This window comes from Pseudomonas rossensis (genome assembly GCF_039888995.1).
GTDB classification, from domain to species: Bacteria; Pseudomonadota; Gammaproteobacteria; order Pseudomonadales; family Pseudomonadaceae; genus Aquipseudomonas; species Aquipseudomonas rossensis.
In genome coordinates, this window is sequence record NZ_JBBWCB010000125.1 from 1 (window position 1) to 15,296 (window position 15,296).

General features: G+C 61.4%; 12 protein-coding genes and 1 pseudogene. 5 read left to right on the forward strand and 8 right to left on the reverse strand.

What is annotated here, in order from left to right:
* Positions 1 to 25: 25 nt before the first annotated feature.
* The 8 genes from WLY71_RS24385 to WLY71_RS24420 form a co-directional block, all read right to left on the reverse strand.
* Entirely contained in the window at positions 26 to 1,027 is a 1,002-nt protein-coding gene (locus WLY71_RS24385; RefSeq protein ID WP_347805593.1) for a diguanylate cyclase domain-containing protein, read from the reverse strand.
* Between the two features lie 47 nt (positions 1,028 to 1,074).
* Positions 1,075 to 2,085: a chemotaxis response regulator protein-glutamate methylesterase gene (locus tag WLY71_RS24390; RefSeq protein ID WP_347805594.1), complete on the reverse strand. Its 1,011-nt coding sequence runs from the start codon at positions 2,083 to 2,085 to the stop codon at positions 1,075 to 1,077.
* Positions 2,082 to 4,370, reverse strand: a complete 2,289-nt coding sequence (locus WLY71_RS24395; protein WP_347805595.1) for a hybrid sensor histidine kinase/response regulator — start codon at positions 4,368 to 4,370, stop codon at positions 2,082 to 2,084. Before WLY71_RS24395 ends, WLY71_RS24390 begins: the two co-directional genes overlap by 4 nt.
* Entirely contained in the window at positions 4,367 to 5,050 is a 684-nt protein-coding gene (locus WLY71_RS24400) for a chemotaxis protein CheW (protein WP_347805596.1), read from the reverse strand. The genes WLY71_RS24395 and WLY71_RS24400 overlap by 4 nt, the downstream gene beginning before the upstream one ends.
* Entirely contained in the window at positions 5,047 to 6,318 is a 1,272-nt protein-coding gene (locus WLY71_RS24405; protein WP_347805597.1) for a CheR family methyltransferase, read from the reverse strand. Before WLY71_RS24405 ends, WLY71_RS24400 begins: the two co-directional genes overlap by 4 nt.
* Positions 6,315 to 6,851: a chemotaxis protein CheW gene (locus WLY71_RS24410; RefSeq protein ID WP_347805598.1), complete on the reverse strand. Its 537-nt coding sequence runs from the start codon at positions 6,849 to 6,851 to the stop codon at positions 6,315 to 6,317. Before WLY71_RS24410 ends, WLY71_RS24405 begins: the two co-directional genes overlap by 4 nt.
* Positions 6,851 to 8,473: a methyl-accepting chemotaxis protein gene (locus tag WLY71_RS24415; protein WP_347805599.1), complete on the reverse strand. Its 1,623-nt coding sequence runs from the start codon at positions 8,471 to 8,473 to the stop codon at positions 6,851 to 6,853. The genes WLY71_RS24410 and WLY71_RS24415 overlap by 1 nt, the downstream gene beginning before the upstream one ends.
* A gap of 235 nt (positions 8,474 to 8,708) precedes the next feature.
* Complete coding sequence (locus WLY71_RS24420; protein WP_347805600.1) at positions 8,709 to 9,431, reverse strand: tellurite resistance TerB family protein; 723 nt, start codon at positions 9,429 to 9,431, stop codon at positions 8,709 to 8,711.
* A 187-nt stretch (positions 9,432 to 9,618) separates the two neighbouring features.
* Between WLY71_RS24420 and WLY71_RS24425 the strand changes: the two are divergent.
* The 5 genes and pseudogenes from WLY71_RS24425 to WLY71_RS24445 form a co-directional block, all read left to right on the forward strand.
* Positions 9,619 to 10,533, forward strand: a pseudogene (locus WLY71_RS24425) (LysR family transcriptional regulator).
* A gap of 130 nt (positions 10,534 to 10,663) precedes the next feature.
* Complete coding sequence (locus WLY71_RS24430) at positions 10,664 to 12,121, forward strand: gamma-aminobutyraldehyde dehydrogenase (protein ID WP_150655387.1); 1,458 nt, start codon at positions 10,664 to 10,666, stop codon at positions 12,119 to 12,121.
* Positions 12,122 to 12,211: 90 nt separating this feature from the next.
* Positions 12,212 to 13,363: a putative ABC transporter substrate-binding protein YdcS gene (gene ydcS / locus WLY71_RS24435; protein WP_347805601.1), complete on the forward strand. Its 1,152-nt coding sequence runs from the start codon at positions 12,212 to 12,214 to the stop codon at positions 13,361 to 13,363.
* Positions 13,364 to 13,560: 197 nt separating this feature from the next.
* Positions 13,561 to 14,598 carry an ABC transporter ATP-binding protein gene (locus tag WLY71_RS24440; RefSeq protein WP_347805602.1) on the forward strand — a complete coding sequence of 346 codons (1,038 nt, stop codon included), beginning with the start codon at positions 13,561 to 13,563 and terminating at the stop codon, positions 14,596 to 14,598.
* A 1-nt stretch (position 14,599) separates the two neighbouring features.
* The coding region (locus WLY71_RS24445) for an ABC transporter permease (RefSeq protein WP_347805603.1) at positions 14,600 to 15,296 on the forward strand (697 nt) is incomplete at its 3' end.

Sequence of the window (15,296 nt, forward strand, 5' to 3'; positions counted from 1 at the left end):
CTACAGGGCATCGTGTTTCAGCGGGTTACTCAATGCCCACCTGATTACGCCCATTGTTCTTCGCCAGATACAGCCCCTTGTCCGCCGCCGAGATCAATTGCCGGCAATCGCCGCCCGGTTGCGGGGTCATGGTCGACAAACCGATGCTGATGGTCAAACTCGAACCTTCGGCCGGGAAAATGTGCGGGATCTTCAGCGCCGCAACGGTCTGGCGGAGCTTTTCCGCGACCAGTCGCGCGCCGCCCGGCGAAGTATTGGGCAGCACCAGAACAAACTCTTCGCCGCCGTAACGGGCCGGCAGGTCAGAAGGCCGCGCACCGGCATCACGAATCGCCGTGGCCACTTTGCGCAAGGCTTCATCGCCTTCAAGGTGGCCGAAGCTGTCGTTGAAGGACTTGAAGTAGTCGACATCGATCATCAGCAGCGACAGTTGGGTCTGGTCACGCAGCGAGCGGCGCCACTCAAGCGCCAGGTATTCGTCGAAGTGCCGGCGGTTCGACAGCCCGGTCAGACCGTCTGAGTTCATCAAGCGTTGCAGCACCAGGTTGGTGTCGAGCAACTGCTGCTGGCTGACCCGCAACGCGCGATACGCTGCGTCACGCTGCAGCAACGTCATGTAGGAGCGCGAGTGATAGCGGATGCGCGCCACCAGTTCGATGTTGTCCGGCAACTTGACCAGGTAATCATTGGCCCCGGCCGCAAACGCCGCGCTCTTGATCAGCGGGTCTTCCTTGGTCGACAGGACAATGATCGGGATGTCCTTGGTCGCCGGATGATTGCGGTACTCGCGCACCAGGCTCAAGCCGTCAAGACCGGGCATCACCAGATCCTGGAGGATCACTGTCGGATTGATGCGAATCGCCTGGGCGATGGCCTGGTGCGGGTCAGAGCAGAAGTGGAAGTCGATGTTATCTTCGTTCGCCAACCCGCGGCGCACCGCCTCGCCGATCATTGCCTGATCGTCCACCAACAACACCATGGCGGCGTTTTCGTCGGTTTTGAAGCCGTCGAGCTGTAAATCATTCATGGGCAGTCACCTGAGTACTACTTGGGCCAGATTGCTGTGAAAAGCCTTCATTTTGGGAAAATCTCCAGCAATCGTGGCGCTATCTTTTCCAGTGGGCGAATCTCCACAGCGGCGTCGATGGCCGCTGCCGCCTTCGGCATTCCGTACACCGCACTGCTGTTCTGATCCTGAGCGATGGTCAGGTAGCCCTGTTGGCGCATGAGTTTAAGCCCCTGCGCGCCATCGCGTCCCATGCCGGTGAGCAAAACACCCACGGCATCGCCGTTCCAGTAATTGGCCACGCTCTCGAAAAACACATCGATCGAGGGCCGGTAGATCTCGTTGACCGGATCGGCGGTGTAAGCCAGCGAACCGTTTTTCAACAAGCGAATATGGTGGTTAGTACCCGCCAGCAGCACCGTGCCGCTTTGCGGCGGCTCGCCTTCCTGGGCCAGGCGCACGTTCAGGCCGCTGGCGCTGCTGAGCCATTCGGCCATACCAGCGGCGAATACCTGGTCAACATGCTGCACCAGCACGATGGCCGCCGAAAATTCTCGCGGCAGCCCCTTGAGCAAGACTTCCAACGCGGCCGGCCCACCTGCCGATGAGCCGATCGCTACCAGACACTGGCGCGAGACCGAACTGCGTAGCGGGCTCGGAGCCGATCGCTCCCGATTGCCCTTGTCTCCGATCAGCCACCCGATGTTCACGATCTTGCGCAGTAACGGGGCCGCCGCCTCTTGGGCATTGCCGGCACCGAGGGCCGGCGTATCGACCACATCCAGCGCTCCGTGGCCCATGGCCTCGAACACCCGATGCACGTTTTGCTCGCGATCGACCGTAACGATGACGATCGCGCACGGCGTATCAGCCATGATCCGCCGGGTCGCCTCCACGCCATCCATCACCGGCATGATCAGGTCCATCAGGATCAGGTCTGGCGTATTTTCGGCGCACCGTTGCACCGCCTCGGCCCCATTACTGGCGACCCAAACCACCTCGTGCGCCGGCTCGAATGCCAGGGCGCGGCGCAGGGCCTCCACCGCCATGGGCATGTCGTTGACGATTGCGATTTTCATGCCCGCGCTCCTCCAATGAGCTCATCCACCGCGTCAAGCAGGGCGTCGTCATGAAAACTGGCTTTGGCTAGGTAATAGTCGGCTCCAGCGTCCAGTCCACGACGACGGTCCTCTTCACGATCTTTGTAAGACACCACCATAACCGGAAGGGATTGGAGGCGATTGTCCCGGCGCAATAAAGACACCAGTTCGATGCCATCCATGCGTGGCATATCAATGTCGGTGATCAGCAGATCGAAATCCTCCGAACGCAAGGCGTTCCAGCCATCCATACCGTCCACCGCCACCGCCACGTCGTAGCCGCGATTGAGTAACAACTTGCGTTGCAGCTCGCGCACGGTCAGCGAATCGTCGACCACCAAAATGCGTTTTCGAGCGGCTTCAACCGCCTGGCTGCCCTGACGGGCAATGCGCTCAAGACGCCCGGTATTGAGCAGTTTGTCCACCGAACGCAGCATGTCTTCGACGTCGACGATCAGCACCACCGAACCGTCGTCGAGCAAGGCCCCGGCGGAAATGTCCTGCACCTTGCCCAGACGCTCGTCCAGCGGTAGTACGACCAACGTCCGCTCGCCGATAAAACGCTCGACCGCCACGCCGTAAATCGCCTCGCGCTCGCGAATCACCACGACTTTGAGGGTTTGCTGACTGTTCTGGCTCGCCGGACGCTGCAACAGCTGACTGGCCGCGACCAGCCCGACATGCCGGCCTTCGTGCCAGAAATGCTGACGGCCTTCGACCTGGACAATGTCCGCCGGCTCCAGATCGCACATCCGTTCGATGTGCGCCAGCGGGAAGGCATACGCCTCGTCACCGACTTCCACCACCAGACTGCGCACTACCGATAGGGTCAGCGGCACTTCGAGATGGAAGCGACTGCCCTCGCCCGCCGCCTGCTCCAACACGACCGCGCCGCGCACCTGGCGGACCATGTGCTGGACCGCATCCAGTCCGACGCCGCGCCCGGAGACTTCGGTGACCGTGTCGCGCAGGCTGAAACCCGGTAGAAACAGGAAGGTCAGCAGCTCTTCTTCACTCAACTGCGCGGCGGTTTCGGCCGGGGACAATTGGCGCTCGATGATACTGCGGCGGACCTTTTCAAGATCGACGCCATTGCCGTCATCGCTCAGCTCCAGCACCAGCAAACCGGCCTGATGGGAAGCGCGCAAACGGATCAGGCCTTCAGCGGGTTTACCCGCCAATAGCCGTTGCTCCGGGGATTCGATGCCGTGATCCACGGCATTGCGCAGCAGGTGAGTCAGCGGCGCTTCAAGTTTCTCCAACACGTCGCGATCGACCTGGGTTTTCTCGCCTTCGATCTCCAGTCGCACCTGTTTGCCGAGGCTGCGACTGAGGTCGCGGACCATGCGCTCTTGCCCCGCCAACACATCGGCAAACGGCCGCATGCGGCAGGCCAGCGCGGTGTCGTACAACACTTGCGCCCGTTGACTGGCCTGCCAGGCGAACTCATCCAGTTCGGCGTTCTTTTCCACCAGCAATTGCTGAGACTCAGCCAGTAGCCGACGAGCGTCTTCGAGGGCTTCTTGTGCTTCCAGACTCAAGGCATGTCCCTTGAGGTGGACGTTGAGGTTTTCCAGGGCCCGCAGGCCGTTGTTCTGCATACGCTTGAGGCGTTGCATGGTGGCCAGATGCGGTTTGAGCCGCAGGGTTTCCACCAGGGATTTGCTCGACAGATCGAGCAGGCTGTTCAGGCGCTCGGCCGTGACCCGCAACACCCGCTCGCCGTTTTCGGTGCCGCGTTTGGCCTTGCGCGGTGGCTCTGCGGGTTGCAGTTCGGCGACCGGGATTGGCACCTCGACCTTGGGCGTCGGTGGTTCGAGCTGAAGTTCCGCCATCACTGGGGCGATAGACGCAGTGACCGGCGCGGGCGCCGCCATCGGATCAAGCAACCGCGCCATCAAGACCACATAGGCCTCGATTTCCGCAGGTTCAGGGTTGTTGTCCGGCGTTGCAATGCGCATCAGCAAATCGGTGCCTTGCAACAACGCATCGATGTGCTCGGGCCGCAGGTACAGGCGCCCTTCCTGGGCGCTGACCAGGCAATCTTCCATCACATGCGCGACGCTGACCCCGGCATCGACACCGACGATCCGCGCCGCGCCCTTCAGCGAGTGCGCCGCGCGCATGCACGATTCGAGGTGATCGGCCTGGGTCGGGTCGCGCTCCAGCGCCAAAAGACCTGCGCTCAGCACTAGCGTCTGGGCCTCGGCTTCCAGACTGAACAGTTCCAGCAAAGAGGCGTCGCGCATTTGCTCGGGGGTCATGTAAGGCTCCGGGTCACGGCGTACAACAGCTGTTCTTCATCCAGCCACCGCAGGCTGCGACCTTTGAATTGCAACACGCCACGGGTGTATTTGGCGCTGGCCTGAGTGCCAGAACGGGACGCCACCTCGAGGACGCGTGCGTCGATGGCGTGAATCCCGTCCACTTCATCCACCGGTACCACCACCGGTCCGCCGTGGGCGGCGATGATCAGCATTCGCGGCATGACCCGCGCGCCGGACGCCACGCTGCTGGCGCCGTCGAGCCCGAGCAGTTCCACCAGCGACAGGCACGCCACCAACGCGCCGCGCACATTCGCCACGCCGAGCAAGGCCCGGGAGCGTTGGTGCGGCAGGGAATGAATCGCTTGCAGCGGCGCCACTTCCACCAGACTGCGGGTGGCCAGGGCCAGCCATTCCTCGCCCAGGCGGAACATCAACAGCGAACGGGTTTTCACCTCGCTCTCGACCACCGTGGTGGCTTGCCCGCGGTCTTCCTGCTGTAACGCGTAGCGGTCGAGCAAGCGCGTAGCTGCGGCCGAATACACCGCGCAATTGCGGCAGTGAATGTGATCGCTCAGTAGCGGACAGGACTTGTCGCCGTGGATACCGATGCGGTTCCAGCAGTCGTCGATGGCCTGGGCATCTTCATGGGTGAGGCTAAAGGTGTCGGCGGCGTTCATCGTTTACGCTCACTGTCAGCGGCGCGCTCGCTGCGGGCGGCGCGGTCCTGCAATCGTCTGGCTCCCGCCGTGTCGCCCAAGGATTGCAGCAACGCCGCCAGGTGCATCAACGCGTCGGGATGTTGCGGGTCGAGGTACAACGCCTTGCGATAAAAACCCTGAGCCTCAAGGACTCTGCCGGCGACATCGCTGAGCAAGCCCAGCCAGTAAAAGACCTGGGCTACTGGCTCGTGACTGCGCAAATAGCTCTCGCACGCGACGCGGGCTTCGGCGCTTTTGCCTTCGTTGGCCAGCGCGGCAATGTTCGCCAGCAGCGCGACGGCGTCCGGGTTGGCGGTTGTCGTCGCGGCAGGTAACGGCGTCACCGTTGCGAAGGGCCGACTGCGAACGGGCGGCGGCGTCACGCTGCGTACCGGTTGGCGTACGGGCAGAGGCGTCGGAACGAAAGCCGGAATGGGCGCAGGCTCTGGTGTGCTCTGACGACTGAACGCAAAGGACTGTGGGATGCCGATCGAACGAATGCCGAAACGGCCGAGCAAACTGCCCTCGGCCGGGCCGATAAACAGCACGCCGTCGACATGGGTCAGGCGCTTGAGCACTTCGAACACTTGCTGCTGGGTCGGCTGATCGAAATAGATCAGCAGGTTGCGGCAAAACACAAAGTCATAAGGCGGCTCGTTGGCCAGCAACGTCGGATCCAGCAGATTGCCGACCTGCAAACGCACTTGTTCAAGCACCCGCCCGCTGAGGCGATAGCCTTCGTCTTCGGCGGTGAAATGTCGATCGCGAAACGCGATGTCCTGACCACGAAACGAATTCTTGCCGTACAGCGCGTGCCGGGCTTTTTCCACCGACAACAGGCTGACGTCCATGCCTTCGACCTTGAACTGGTGCGGCTGGAACCCGGCATCGAGCAACGCCATGGCGATGGAATACGGTTCTTCACCGGTGGAACACGGCAGGCTGAGAATCCGCAGCGCGCGCATGTTGTTGATGTCGCTCAGACGTTTGGCAGCCAGTCTCGCCAGGGTGGCGAAGGATTCCGGGTAACGGAAAAACCAGGTCTCGGGGACGATCACCGCTTCGATCAGCGCCTGCTGCTCGTCCCGCGAACCCTGCAAGGTGTGCCAATACTCATCGGCCGTCAGCGCGTTGGACGCCGTGCTGCGCTGACGCACCGCACGCTCGATGATCTCCGGCCCCACCGAGGTCACGTCGAGACCGATGCGCTCTTTGAGGAAATCGAAAAACCGCTGATCGCTGCTCATGGCCGCTCCTCAAGCAGTGCCAGGTCCAACGGCTGCGACGGAAACAGCAGCGCGCGAACCTGCTCATCGAGCAAGTCGGCGACCCGCACCCATTGCAGCAAACCTTGAGCATCTTCGCGCACCGGCCCGAGGTACGGCGCCTGGCGATTGTCCAGGCCATAAGGCTGAAAATCCGCCGGGTTGCAGCGCAAGGTATCGGTGGCCTGCTCCAGAATCAGCCCGAGCAATTGCGCCTCAGTGGTTTCATCCGGGCGGTAATTGACCAGCACCAAGCGCGTGCTGGTGCGGGCCTGGGCCGGTTGGCCGAAGGTCAGCGCACTGAGGTCGATCACCGGCACCACCGCGCCGCGATAAGCGAACACCCCGGCGACCCAGTCCGGCGCGCGGGGAATCGGCTTCAACGGCAGGCGCGGCAGCACTTCCGCCACCTCAATGGCCTGCAAGGCAAAGCGCTCGTTGCCGATGCGGAACACCAGAAACAATGATTGCACCGCCGGCTTCACGGCGATGCGTTTGGCCGTGAGTTCGCTCATCAGACTTTGAATCGCGAAACGCCGCTACGTAGCCCTACAGCTACCTGGCTCAGTTCATCGATAGCGAAACTGGCCTGGCGCAGGGACTCGACGGTCTGGCTGCTGGCATCGCCCAATTGCACCAGCGCGTGGTTGATCTGTTCAGCGCCCGTGGCCTGGGCCTGCACGCCTTCGTTGACCATCAACACCCGTGGCGCTAGCGCCTGAACCTGATGAATGATCTGCGACAACTGCTCGCCGACCTGCTGCACCTCGGACATGCCGCGGCGCACTTCTTCGGAGAACTTGTCCATGCCCATGACCCCGGCCGATACCGCCGACTGGATCTCGCGCACCATCTGCTCGATGTCGTACGTGGCGACGGCGGTCTGGTCCGCCAGACGCCGCACTTCGGTGGCGACCACGGCAAACCCGCGGCCGTATTCACCGGCTTTTTCGGCCTCGATGGCAGCGTTGAGGGACAGGAGATTGGTCTGGTCGGCGACCTTGACGATGGTCACCACGACTTGGTTGATGTTGCCGGCCTTCTCGTTGAGGATCGCCAGTTTGGCGTTGACCAGATCGGCCGCGCCCATCACCGAATGCATGGTCTCCTCCATACGCGCCAACCCTTGCTGCCCGGAACCGGCGAGCACCGAGGCCTGATCGGCGGCGGTGGAGACTTCGGTCATCGTGCGCACCAGATCCCGCGAGGTGGCGGCAATCTCACGGGACGTTGCGCCGATTTCGGTGGTGGTGGCGGCGGTTTCGGTGGCGGTCGCCTGCTGTTGCTTGGAGGTGGCGGCGATCTCGGTCACCGACGTGGTGACCTGCACCGAGGAGCGTTGGGCCTGGGACACCAGCGAGGTGAGCTCGGCCATCATGTCGTTGAAGCCGGTTTCCACGGCGCCAAATTCGTCCTTGCGCGCAAGGTTCAGGCGGTTGCTGAGATCACCGGTGCGCATGACGTCGAGAATTTCGACGATCCGGTTCATCGGCGCCATGATCGCGCGCATCAGCAGCAGACCGCAGAGGCTGGCGGCCAGCACCGCGACCAGCAGGGAAATGCCCATGATGACTTTCGCGGTGACCACGGCGTCATCGATGTTCGCGATACCCTGGTCGGCCACCGCTTTGTTGTCGCGGATGATGTCATTGAGTTTCATGCGACCGGCGGTCCATGTCGGGGTCAGTTGCTCGTTGAACATCTTGATGGCTTCGGCTTCCTGATTGCGCTTATGCAAATCGAGCACGGCCGCCAGCGCCTTGTTGTAATTCTCATGAAGTTTTTCAAAAACGGCGTACTCGACCTTGTCTTCATCCCTGATGACGGTGCCTTGGTAGTTTCTCATCTGCTCTTGCAGACGCACCTCAAAGTTTTTGAAGCTTTCGGCCTCTTCCGCACTGAAGCCCTGCCCCGCCTTGAAGCCCAGCATTTCCTGGGTGCGAACATAAGTGTCGACCCAGGCGCTGCGAACCATCGAGCTGTAATACAACCCGGGAAGCGCGTCTTCACGGACGCTGGTTTCGCTGATTTCGATCTTCAACAGCCGCGAATACGAGACGACGACCATCAGCAACATGATGGCGATAATCACCGCAAAGCTCGCCAAGATGCGTTGGCGCAACGTCCAGTTCTTCACAGTCAGTCCTCGGGGTGCAGTTGAAATGTTGCGGAGTATAGCTGAGGGCGGTGTTTCATTTGTAAGACGGGTGCGCACCACGTCTCATCCCTGTGCAAATCGCTGAAATACCTGTGCGACGAGGGCTTGTGTCGTTTCGGAGCGCGCTGTTTTGATGCAAAAAAAATCGCAGGCTCCGCCAGTACCTACGGTCGATGTAGGCATTGGCGAAACCTGCGTTTTTTTAGGACAACGCTTAGATAGAAGCCTGACGCACCTGCTTCTCCAACTCAGCCTTCAACCCCGGCTCAAGCTTCAGTTGCCGCGCCAGCTCATCCAGATAGGACTTCTCCATGAAGCTCTCCTCGTCCACCAGCATCACACTGGCAATGTACATCTCAGCGGCCATTTCCGGCGTACTGGCAGCACGGGCAACGTCGGCCGGGTCCAGCGGCTTGTTGAGTTCGGCGTGCAGCCAGTGCTGCAGTTCCTGATCGTTATCGAGCTTGGTGAATTCGCCCTCGATCAGCGCACGCTCACGATAGTCGACATGACCATCAGCTTTAGCCGCAGCCACTAACGCTTGGAGAATCGCCTGGCTGTGCTGTTCAACTTGCGCCGCCGGTAAGCGGTCGATGGTTTGCGGTTCAGTCTTCGGCGCAGTGCCCTGCTGGGCCTGCCAGTTGCCATACGCCTTGTAGGCAATCACGCCCAATGCGGCGAGGCCACCATAAGTCAGGACCTTACCGCCGACATTGCGCCCTTTCTTGCTGCCCAGCAGCAAGCCCATGGCACCCGCCGCCAACGCTCCGCCGCCCGCGCCAGAGAGCAGGCTGCCAAGGCCGCCCGAACCACCGCTGCCGCCGAGCAATCCGCCCAAGCCACCCCCAGCGGTCTTGTTTTGTGAGCCGCCGGCCTTGTTCTGCAACATGTCCTGACCGGACTTGAGTAGCTGATCGAGCAATCCACGGGTGTTCATTTGCTGCCTCCACGCATTCGGGTTAACCAGATCTTTAAGGCCACCAGCCTAGATCGAAAGTGCCCGGTGTCCGGGAGCGAGAGTGCTTCGAGATGTTGCGCTGCGCTCTTTAGCTGACCGCAGCCATTCAGAAAAAAAGATATACACTCAGAAAAATCGATAAAAACCGCCCACCGGGTACTTCCCCATGATGACCCTGCGTCAGATCCGCCATTTCATCGCCGTGGCTGAGACCGGTTCAATCTCCGCCGCCGCGCAAACCGCATTCATTTCCCAGTCCACCCTGACCCTGGCGATCCAGCAACTGGAGCAGGAAATCGGCGTCGGCCTGTTCAATCGTCACGCCAAGGGCATGACGCTGACTCACCAGGGCCACCAATTCCTACGTCAGGCGCACCTGATTCTGGCGACGGTGGACAACGCCAAACGCAGCCTGCAACAGAGCACCGATCAGGTCGCCGGGCAGTTGATCATCGGCGTGACCAGCCTGGTGGCCGGTTACTACCTTGCGGATCTACTCACCCGTTTCCAGCGCGCCTACCCCAACGTCGAGATTCGGGTGATGGAGGATGAGCGGCCATACATCGAGCATTTGCTGGTCAGTGGCGAGATCGATGTCGGCGTGCTGATCCTCTCCAACCTCGAAGACCGCCACGCCTTGCAGACGGAAGTGCTGACCCACTCACCCCATCGGTTATGACTGCCGGCCCAGCATCCGCTGCTGGAACACGACAGCATCAACCTCGCCGACGTGGCCCGCGAACCGCTGATTCAACTGAACGTCGATGAAATGGACCGCAATGCGCAACGCATGTGGGCGGCGGCTTCGCTACAACCGCGCATCACCTTAAGAACGGCGTCGACCGAAGCGGTCCGAAGCCTGGTGGCAGCGGGTTTGGGCGTGTCGATCCAGCCCGACATGACTTACCGCCCGTGGTCACTGGAGGGCGACATCATCGAAGCGCGACCGATTGCCGACCTGAGCCAGACCCTCGACGTCGGCCTGGCCTGGCGTCGTGGCACCGCGCGCCCAGCGCTGGTGGACCCATTCCTGACCGTCGCCCGCGAGCAGCCCCACGGCGGGCGCAAGCCATCTATTTAATCGAACGCCACCTTCAGTATTTAGAATTTGTCGACCTCGGGCCTGAGCACTAGTCTTGCTACATCTATAAGACGGCCGGGCCCCAGTCACAGGGAGCAGCATGGCCACACAAGAAAAGAGAACCCGAAAAATGGCTGGCGCGCAGACCCCGTTGTTCACCGCGTTGTTGATCGATGGCGAACTAGTCGCGGGCCAAGGCTTTGTCGAACCGATCCTCAACCCGGCCACCGGGGAAGTACTGACGCACATCGCCGAAGCCAGTACCGAGCAAGTCGAAGCCGCCATTCTCGCCGCCCACCGCGCCTTTGCCGGCTGGTCGCGGACTACGCCGCAACAACGCTCGAACCTGCTGCTGGACATCGCCAACGCCATCGAAAAACAAGCCGACCTCCTCGCCCGTCTCGAATCCCTGAACTGCGGCAAGCCGTTGCACCTGGCCCGTCAGGATGACTTGAGCGCCACGGTCGATGTGTTCCGTTTTTTCGCCGGCGCCGTGCGCTGTCAGACGGGTCAGCTCAGCGGCGAATACCTGCCGGGCTACACCAGCATGGTCCGTCGCGATCCGATTGGCGTGGTGGCCTCGATTGCGCCGTGGAACTACCCGATCATGATGGCCGCGTGGAAAATCGCCCCGGCCCTGGCCGCCGGCAACACGCTGGTGTTCAAACCGTCCGAACACACGCCGCTGTCGATTCTGGCCCTGGCGCCAGCGCTGGCCGAGATCCTGCCGCGCGGTGTGATCAACATCATTTGCGGTGGCGGTGAAGGCGTCGGCAGCCACTTGGTCAGTCATCCTAAAGTGCGCATGGTGTCGCTGACCGGCGATATCGTCACCGGGCAAAAAATCCTCCAAGCCGCGGCGAAAACCCTGAAGCGTACTCACCTCGAACTTGGCGGCAAAGCCCCGGTGATCGTCTGCAACGATGCCGACATTCAAGCCGTGGTCGAAGGCGTGCGCACTTACGGCTATTACAACGCCGGCCAGGATTGCACCGCTGCCTGCCGGATTTATGCACAGGCCGGGATTCATGACCGCTTGGTGGCCGAACTCGGCGCGGCGGTCAGCAGTTTGCGCTTCGCCGGCAAACGCGACGCCGACAACGAGATCGGCCCCCTGATCAGCACCCGCCAACGCGACCGCGTGGCCAGTTTCGTCGAGCGCGCCCTCGGCCAGCCGCACATCGAACGAGTGACTGGCGCGGCGGTGCATTCCGGTGCCGGCTTCTATTACCAGCCGACCCTGCTGGCCGGTTGCAAGCAGAGCGATGAAATCGTCCAGCGCGAAGTCTTCGGGCCGGTGGTCACCGTGACCCGTTTCGATCAGCTCGAACAAGCCGTGGACTGGGCCAACGACTCGGAATACGGCCTCGCCTCCTCGGTCTGGACCCAGAACCTGGACAAGGCAATGCAGGTCGCGGCGCGCTTGCAGTACGGCTGCACCTGGATCAACAGCCATTTCATGCTGGTCAGCGAAATGCCCCACGGCGGCCTCAAGCGTTCGGGCTACGGCAAAGACTTATCCAGCGATTCGCTTCAGGACTACAGCGTGGTGCGGCACATCATGGCCCGTCACGGACAGCATTTGTAAAAGCGCACTACGCTAACAATTAGCCGTAAAGGCATCGGCTTCACCACGTTCAAAACTGCCCCGACCATAATTAAAGAAGAGGGAAACCCCATGTTCGTGCACAAGACCGCACTGCTCAGTGCAATCACCACCGCGCTGCTGGCCAGTGCCAGTATCCAGGCCGCCGAACCGCTGAAAGCCGTTGGCGCCGGCGAAGGTCAGCTGGATATTGTGGCTTGGCCTGGCTACATCGAACGTGGCGAAAGCGACAAGGCCTACGACTGGGTCACCGGCTTCGAAAAGGAAACCGGCTGCAAGGTCAACGTCAAGACAGCCGCCACTTCCGATGAGATGGTCAGCCTGATGGCCAAGGGTGGTTACGACCTGGTGACTGCATCCGGCGACGCCTCCCTGCGGTTGATCGCCGGCCAGCGTGTGCAGCCGATCAACACGGCGTTGATCCCGAACTGGAAGAACATTGACCCTCGCCTCAAGGACGGCCCTTGGTATGTCGTCAATCAGCAAACCTACGGCACCCCGTACCAATGGGGCCCGAACGTGATGATGTACAACACCAATATCTTCAAAACGGCACCAGACAGCTGGAGTGTGGTGTTCGAAGAGCAAACCCTGCCGGACGGCAAGTCCAACAAGGGTCGGGTCCAGGCCTACGACGGCCCGATCTATATCGCCGATGCGGCGCTTTATCTCAAATCGAAACAGCCGGAGCTGGGCATCAAGGACCCGTACCAGCTCAACGAAGCGCAATACAAAGCGGCGCTGGACCTGCTTCGCAAGCAACAGCCCTTGATCCACCGCTACTGGCATGACGCAACGGTTCAGATGAGTGACGTCAAAAACGAAGGCGTGGCGGCGTCCAGCAGTTGGGGCTACATGGTCAACGGCCTGGTGGCGGACAAGCAGCCGGTTGCCTCGGTCATTCCAAAAGAAGGTGCAACGGGTTGGGCCGACACCACCATGTTGCACGCCGAAGCCAAGCACCCGAACTGCGCCTACAAGTGGATGGACTGGTCGCTGCAACCGAAAGTCCAGGGTGACCTGGCGGCATGGTTCGGTTCGTTGCCGGCGGTTCCGGCGGGATGCAAGGAGAGCGAGTTGCTAGGCGCCGAGGGCTGCAAAACCAACGGCTTCGACCAGTTCGAGAAAATCGCCTTCTGGAAAACCCCGCAGGCTGAAGGCGGCAAGTTCGTGCCGTACAGCCGCTGGACCCAGGACTACATCGCGATCATGGGCGGTCGCTAACACCCCTGTAGCAGCTGCCGAGGAACGAGGCTGCGTTGCGTGTCCGCAGGACCGCCCTCGGGGGCCGCTGCGCAGCCCAACGCAGCCTCGTTCCTCGGCAGCTGCTACAGATCGCTCCCACAAGAGCACCGCAAAACCTGTGGGAGCGAGCTTGCTCGCGATGCTTTTAAAGATTCAGATTTTTGGAGTTGCGCACCATGACGCTTGCAGTCCAGTTCACCAACGTTTCCCGTCAGTTCGGCGAAGTGAAGGCCGTTGACCGGGTTTCCATCGATATCCAGGACGGCGAGTTCTTTTCCATGCTGGGCCCTTCCGGCTCGGGCAAAACCACCTGTCTGCGCCTGATCGCCGGTTTCGAACAACCGAGTGCAGGCTCTATCCGTATTCATGGCGAAGAAGCCGCCGGGCTGCCGCCGTATCAGCGTGACGTGAACACCGTGTTCCAGGATTACGCGCTGTTCCCGCACATGAACGTACTCGACAACGTCGCCTACGGTTTGAAAGTCAAAGGCGTCGGCAAGTCCGAACGCCAGAAACGCGCCGAAGAAGCCCTCGACATGGTCGCCCTCGGCGGCTACGGCGAGCGTAAACCGGTGCAACTGTCCGGCGGTCAGCGCCAGCGTGTCGCCCTGGCCCGCGCCCTGGTCAATCGTCCGCGCGTGCTGCTGCTCGATGAACCGTTGGGCGCCCTCGATTTGAAGCTGCGCGAGCAAATGCAGGGTGAACTGAAGAAGCTGCAACGCCAGCTCGGCATCACTTTCATCTTCGTCACTCATGACCAGACCGAAGCGCTGTCGATGTCGGATCGTGTGGCCGTGTTCAACAAGGGGCGCATCGAGCAGGTCGACACCCCGCGCAACCTCTACATGAAACCGGCTACAACGTTTGTGGCGGAATTCGTTGGCACCTCCAACGTGATTCGCGGCGATCTGGCGAAACAATTGAGCGGCAATCCACAGCCGTTTTCGATTCGCCCGGAACACGTGCGTTTCGCCGAAGGTCCGCTGGCCAGCCATGAAATCGAAGTCAGCGGTTTGCTCCATGACATTCAGTACCAGGGCAGCGCCACGCGCTATGAATTGAAACTGGAAAACGGCCAGACCCTGAACATCAGCCAGGCCAACGTCCAGTGGCTGGACGTCAGCGCGCAACATCAGACCGGACAACGCATCAGCGCACGCTGGGCACGGGAAGCGATGATCCCGCTGCACGACAACGTTGTCGGCGGGGTGTGAGATGAACAGCGTGGCTATCCCTCAAACCCCGACCGGCGGCTCGCCGTTGCGCAGGTTTTCCAACCTGCTGTATCGCCGGCCGAATTTTTACCTGTCGCTGCTGCTGGTGCCGCCGCTGCTGTGGTTTGGCGCGATCTACCTCGGCTCGCTGCTGGTCCTGCTGTGGCAAGGTTTCTACACCTTCGATGACTTCACCATGGCGGTCACGCCTGACCTGACTCTGGCGAACTTCGCGGCCCTGTTCCAGCCGTCGAACTTCGACATCATCCTGCGCACCCTGAGCATGGCCGTCGTCGTGTCGATTGCCAGCGCCGTGGTCGCGTTCCCGATTGCCTACTACATGGCGCGCTACACCACCGGCAAAACCAAGGCATTTTTCTACATCGCCGTGATGATGCCGATGTGGGCCAGCTACATCGTCAAGGCGTATGCCTGGACGTTGCTGCTAGCCAAGGGCGGCGTGGCGCAATGGTTCGTTCAACACCTGGGGCTTGAGCCGGTTTTGCAGTTCGTTTTGGGCATTCCGGGTGTCGGCGGCAGCACCTTGTCGACCTCGCACCTGGGCCGGTACATGGTGTTCGTCTACATCTGGCTGCCGTTCATGATCCTGCCGATCCAGGCCTCGCTGGAGCGTCTGCCGCCGTCCTTGCTGCAAGCCTCGGCCGACCTCGGTGCCAAGCCACGCCAGACCTTCATGC

Coding starts and splice junctions, on each gene's coding strand:
- WLY71_RS24385 (WP_347805593.1), bottom strand. CDS start 1,027: ATGAATGATTTACAGCTCGACGGCTTCAAAACCGACGAAAACGCCGCC.
- WLY71_RS24390 (WP_347805594.1), bottom strand. CDS start 2,085: ATGAAAATCGCAATCGTCAACGACATGCCCATGGCGGTGGAGGCCCTG.
- WLY71_RS24395 (WP_347805595.1), bottom strand. CDS start 4,370: ATGACCCCCGAGCAAATGCGCGACGCCTCTTTGCTGGAACTGTTCAGT.
- WLY71_RS24400 (WP_347805596.1), bottom strand. CDS start 5,050: ATGAACGCCGCCGACACCTTTAGCCTCACCCATGAAGATGCCCAGGCC.
- WLY71_RS24405 (WP_347805597.1), bottom strand. CDS start 6,318: ATGAGCAGCGATCAGCGGTTTTTCGATTTCCTCAAAGAGCGCATCGGT.
- WLY71_RS24410 (WP_347805598.1), bottom strand. CDS start 6,851: ATGAGCGAACTCACGGCCAAACGCATCGCCGTGAAGCCGGCGGTGCAA.
- WLY71_RS24420 (WP_347805600.1), bottom strand. CDS start 9,431: ATGAACACCCGTGGATTGCTCGATCAGCTACTCAAGTCCGGTCAGGAC.
- WLY71_RS24430 (WP_150655387.1), top strand. CDS start 10,664: ATGGCTGGCGCGCAGACCCCGTTGTTCACCGCGTTGTTGATCGATGGC.
- ydcS (WP_347805601.1), top strand. CDS start 12,212: ATGTTCGTGCACAAGACCGCACTGCTCAGTGCAATCACCACCGCGCTG.
- WLY71_RS24440 (WP_347805602.1), top strand. CDS start 13,561: ATGACGCTTGCAGTCCAGTTCACCAACGTTTCCCGTCAGTTCGGCGAA.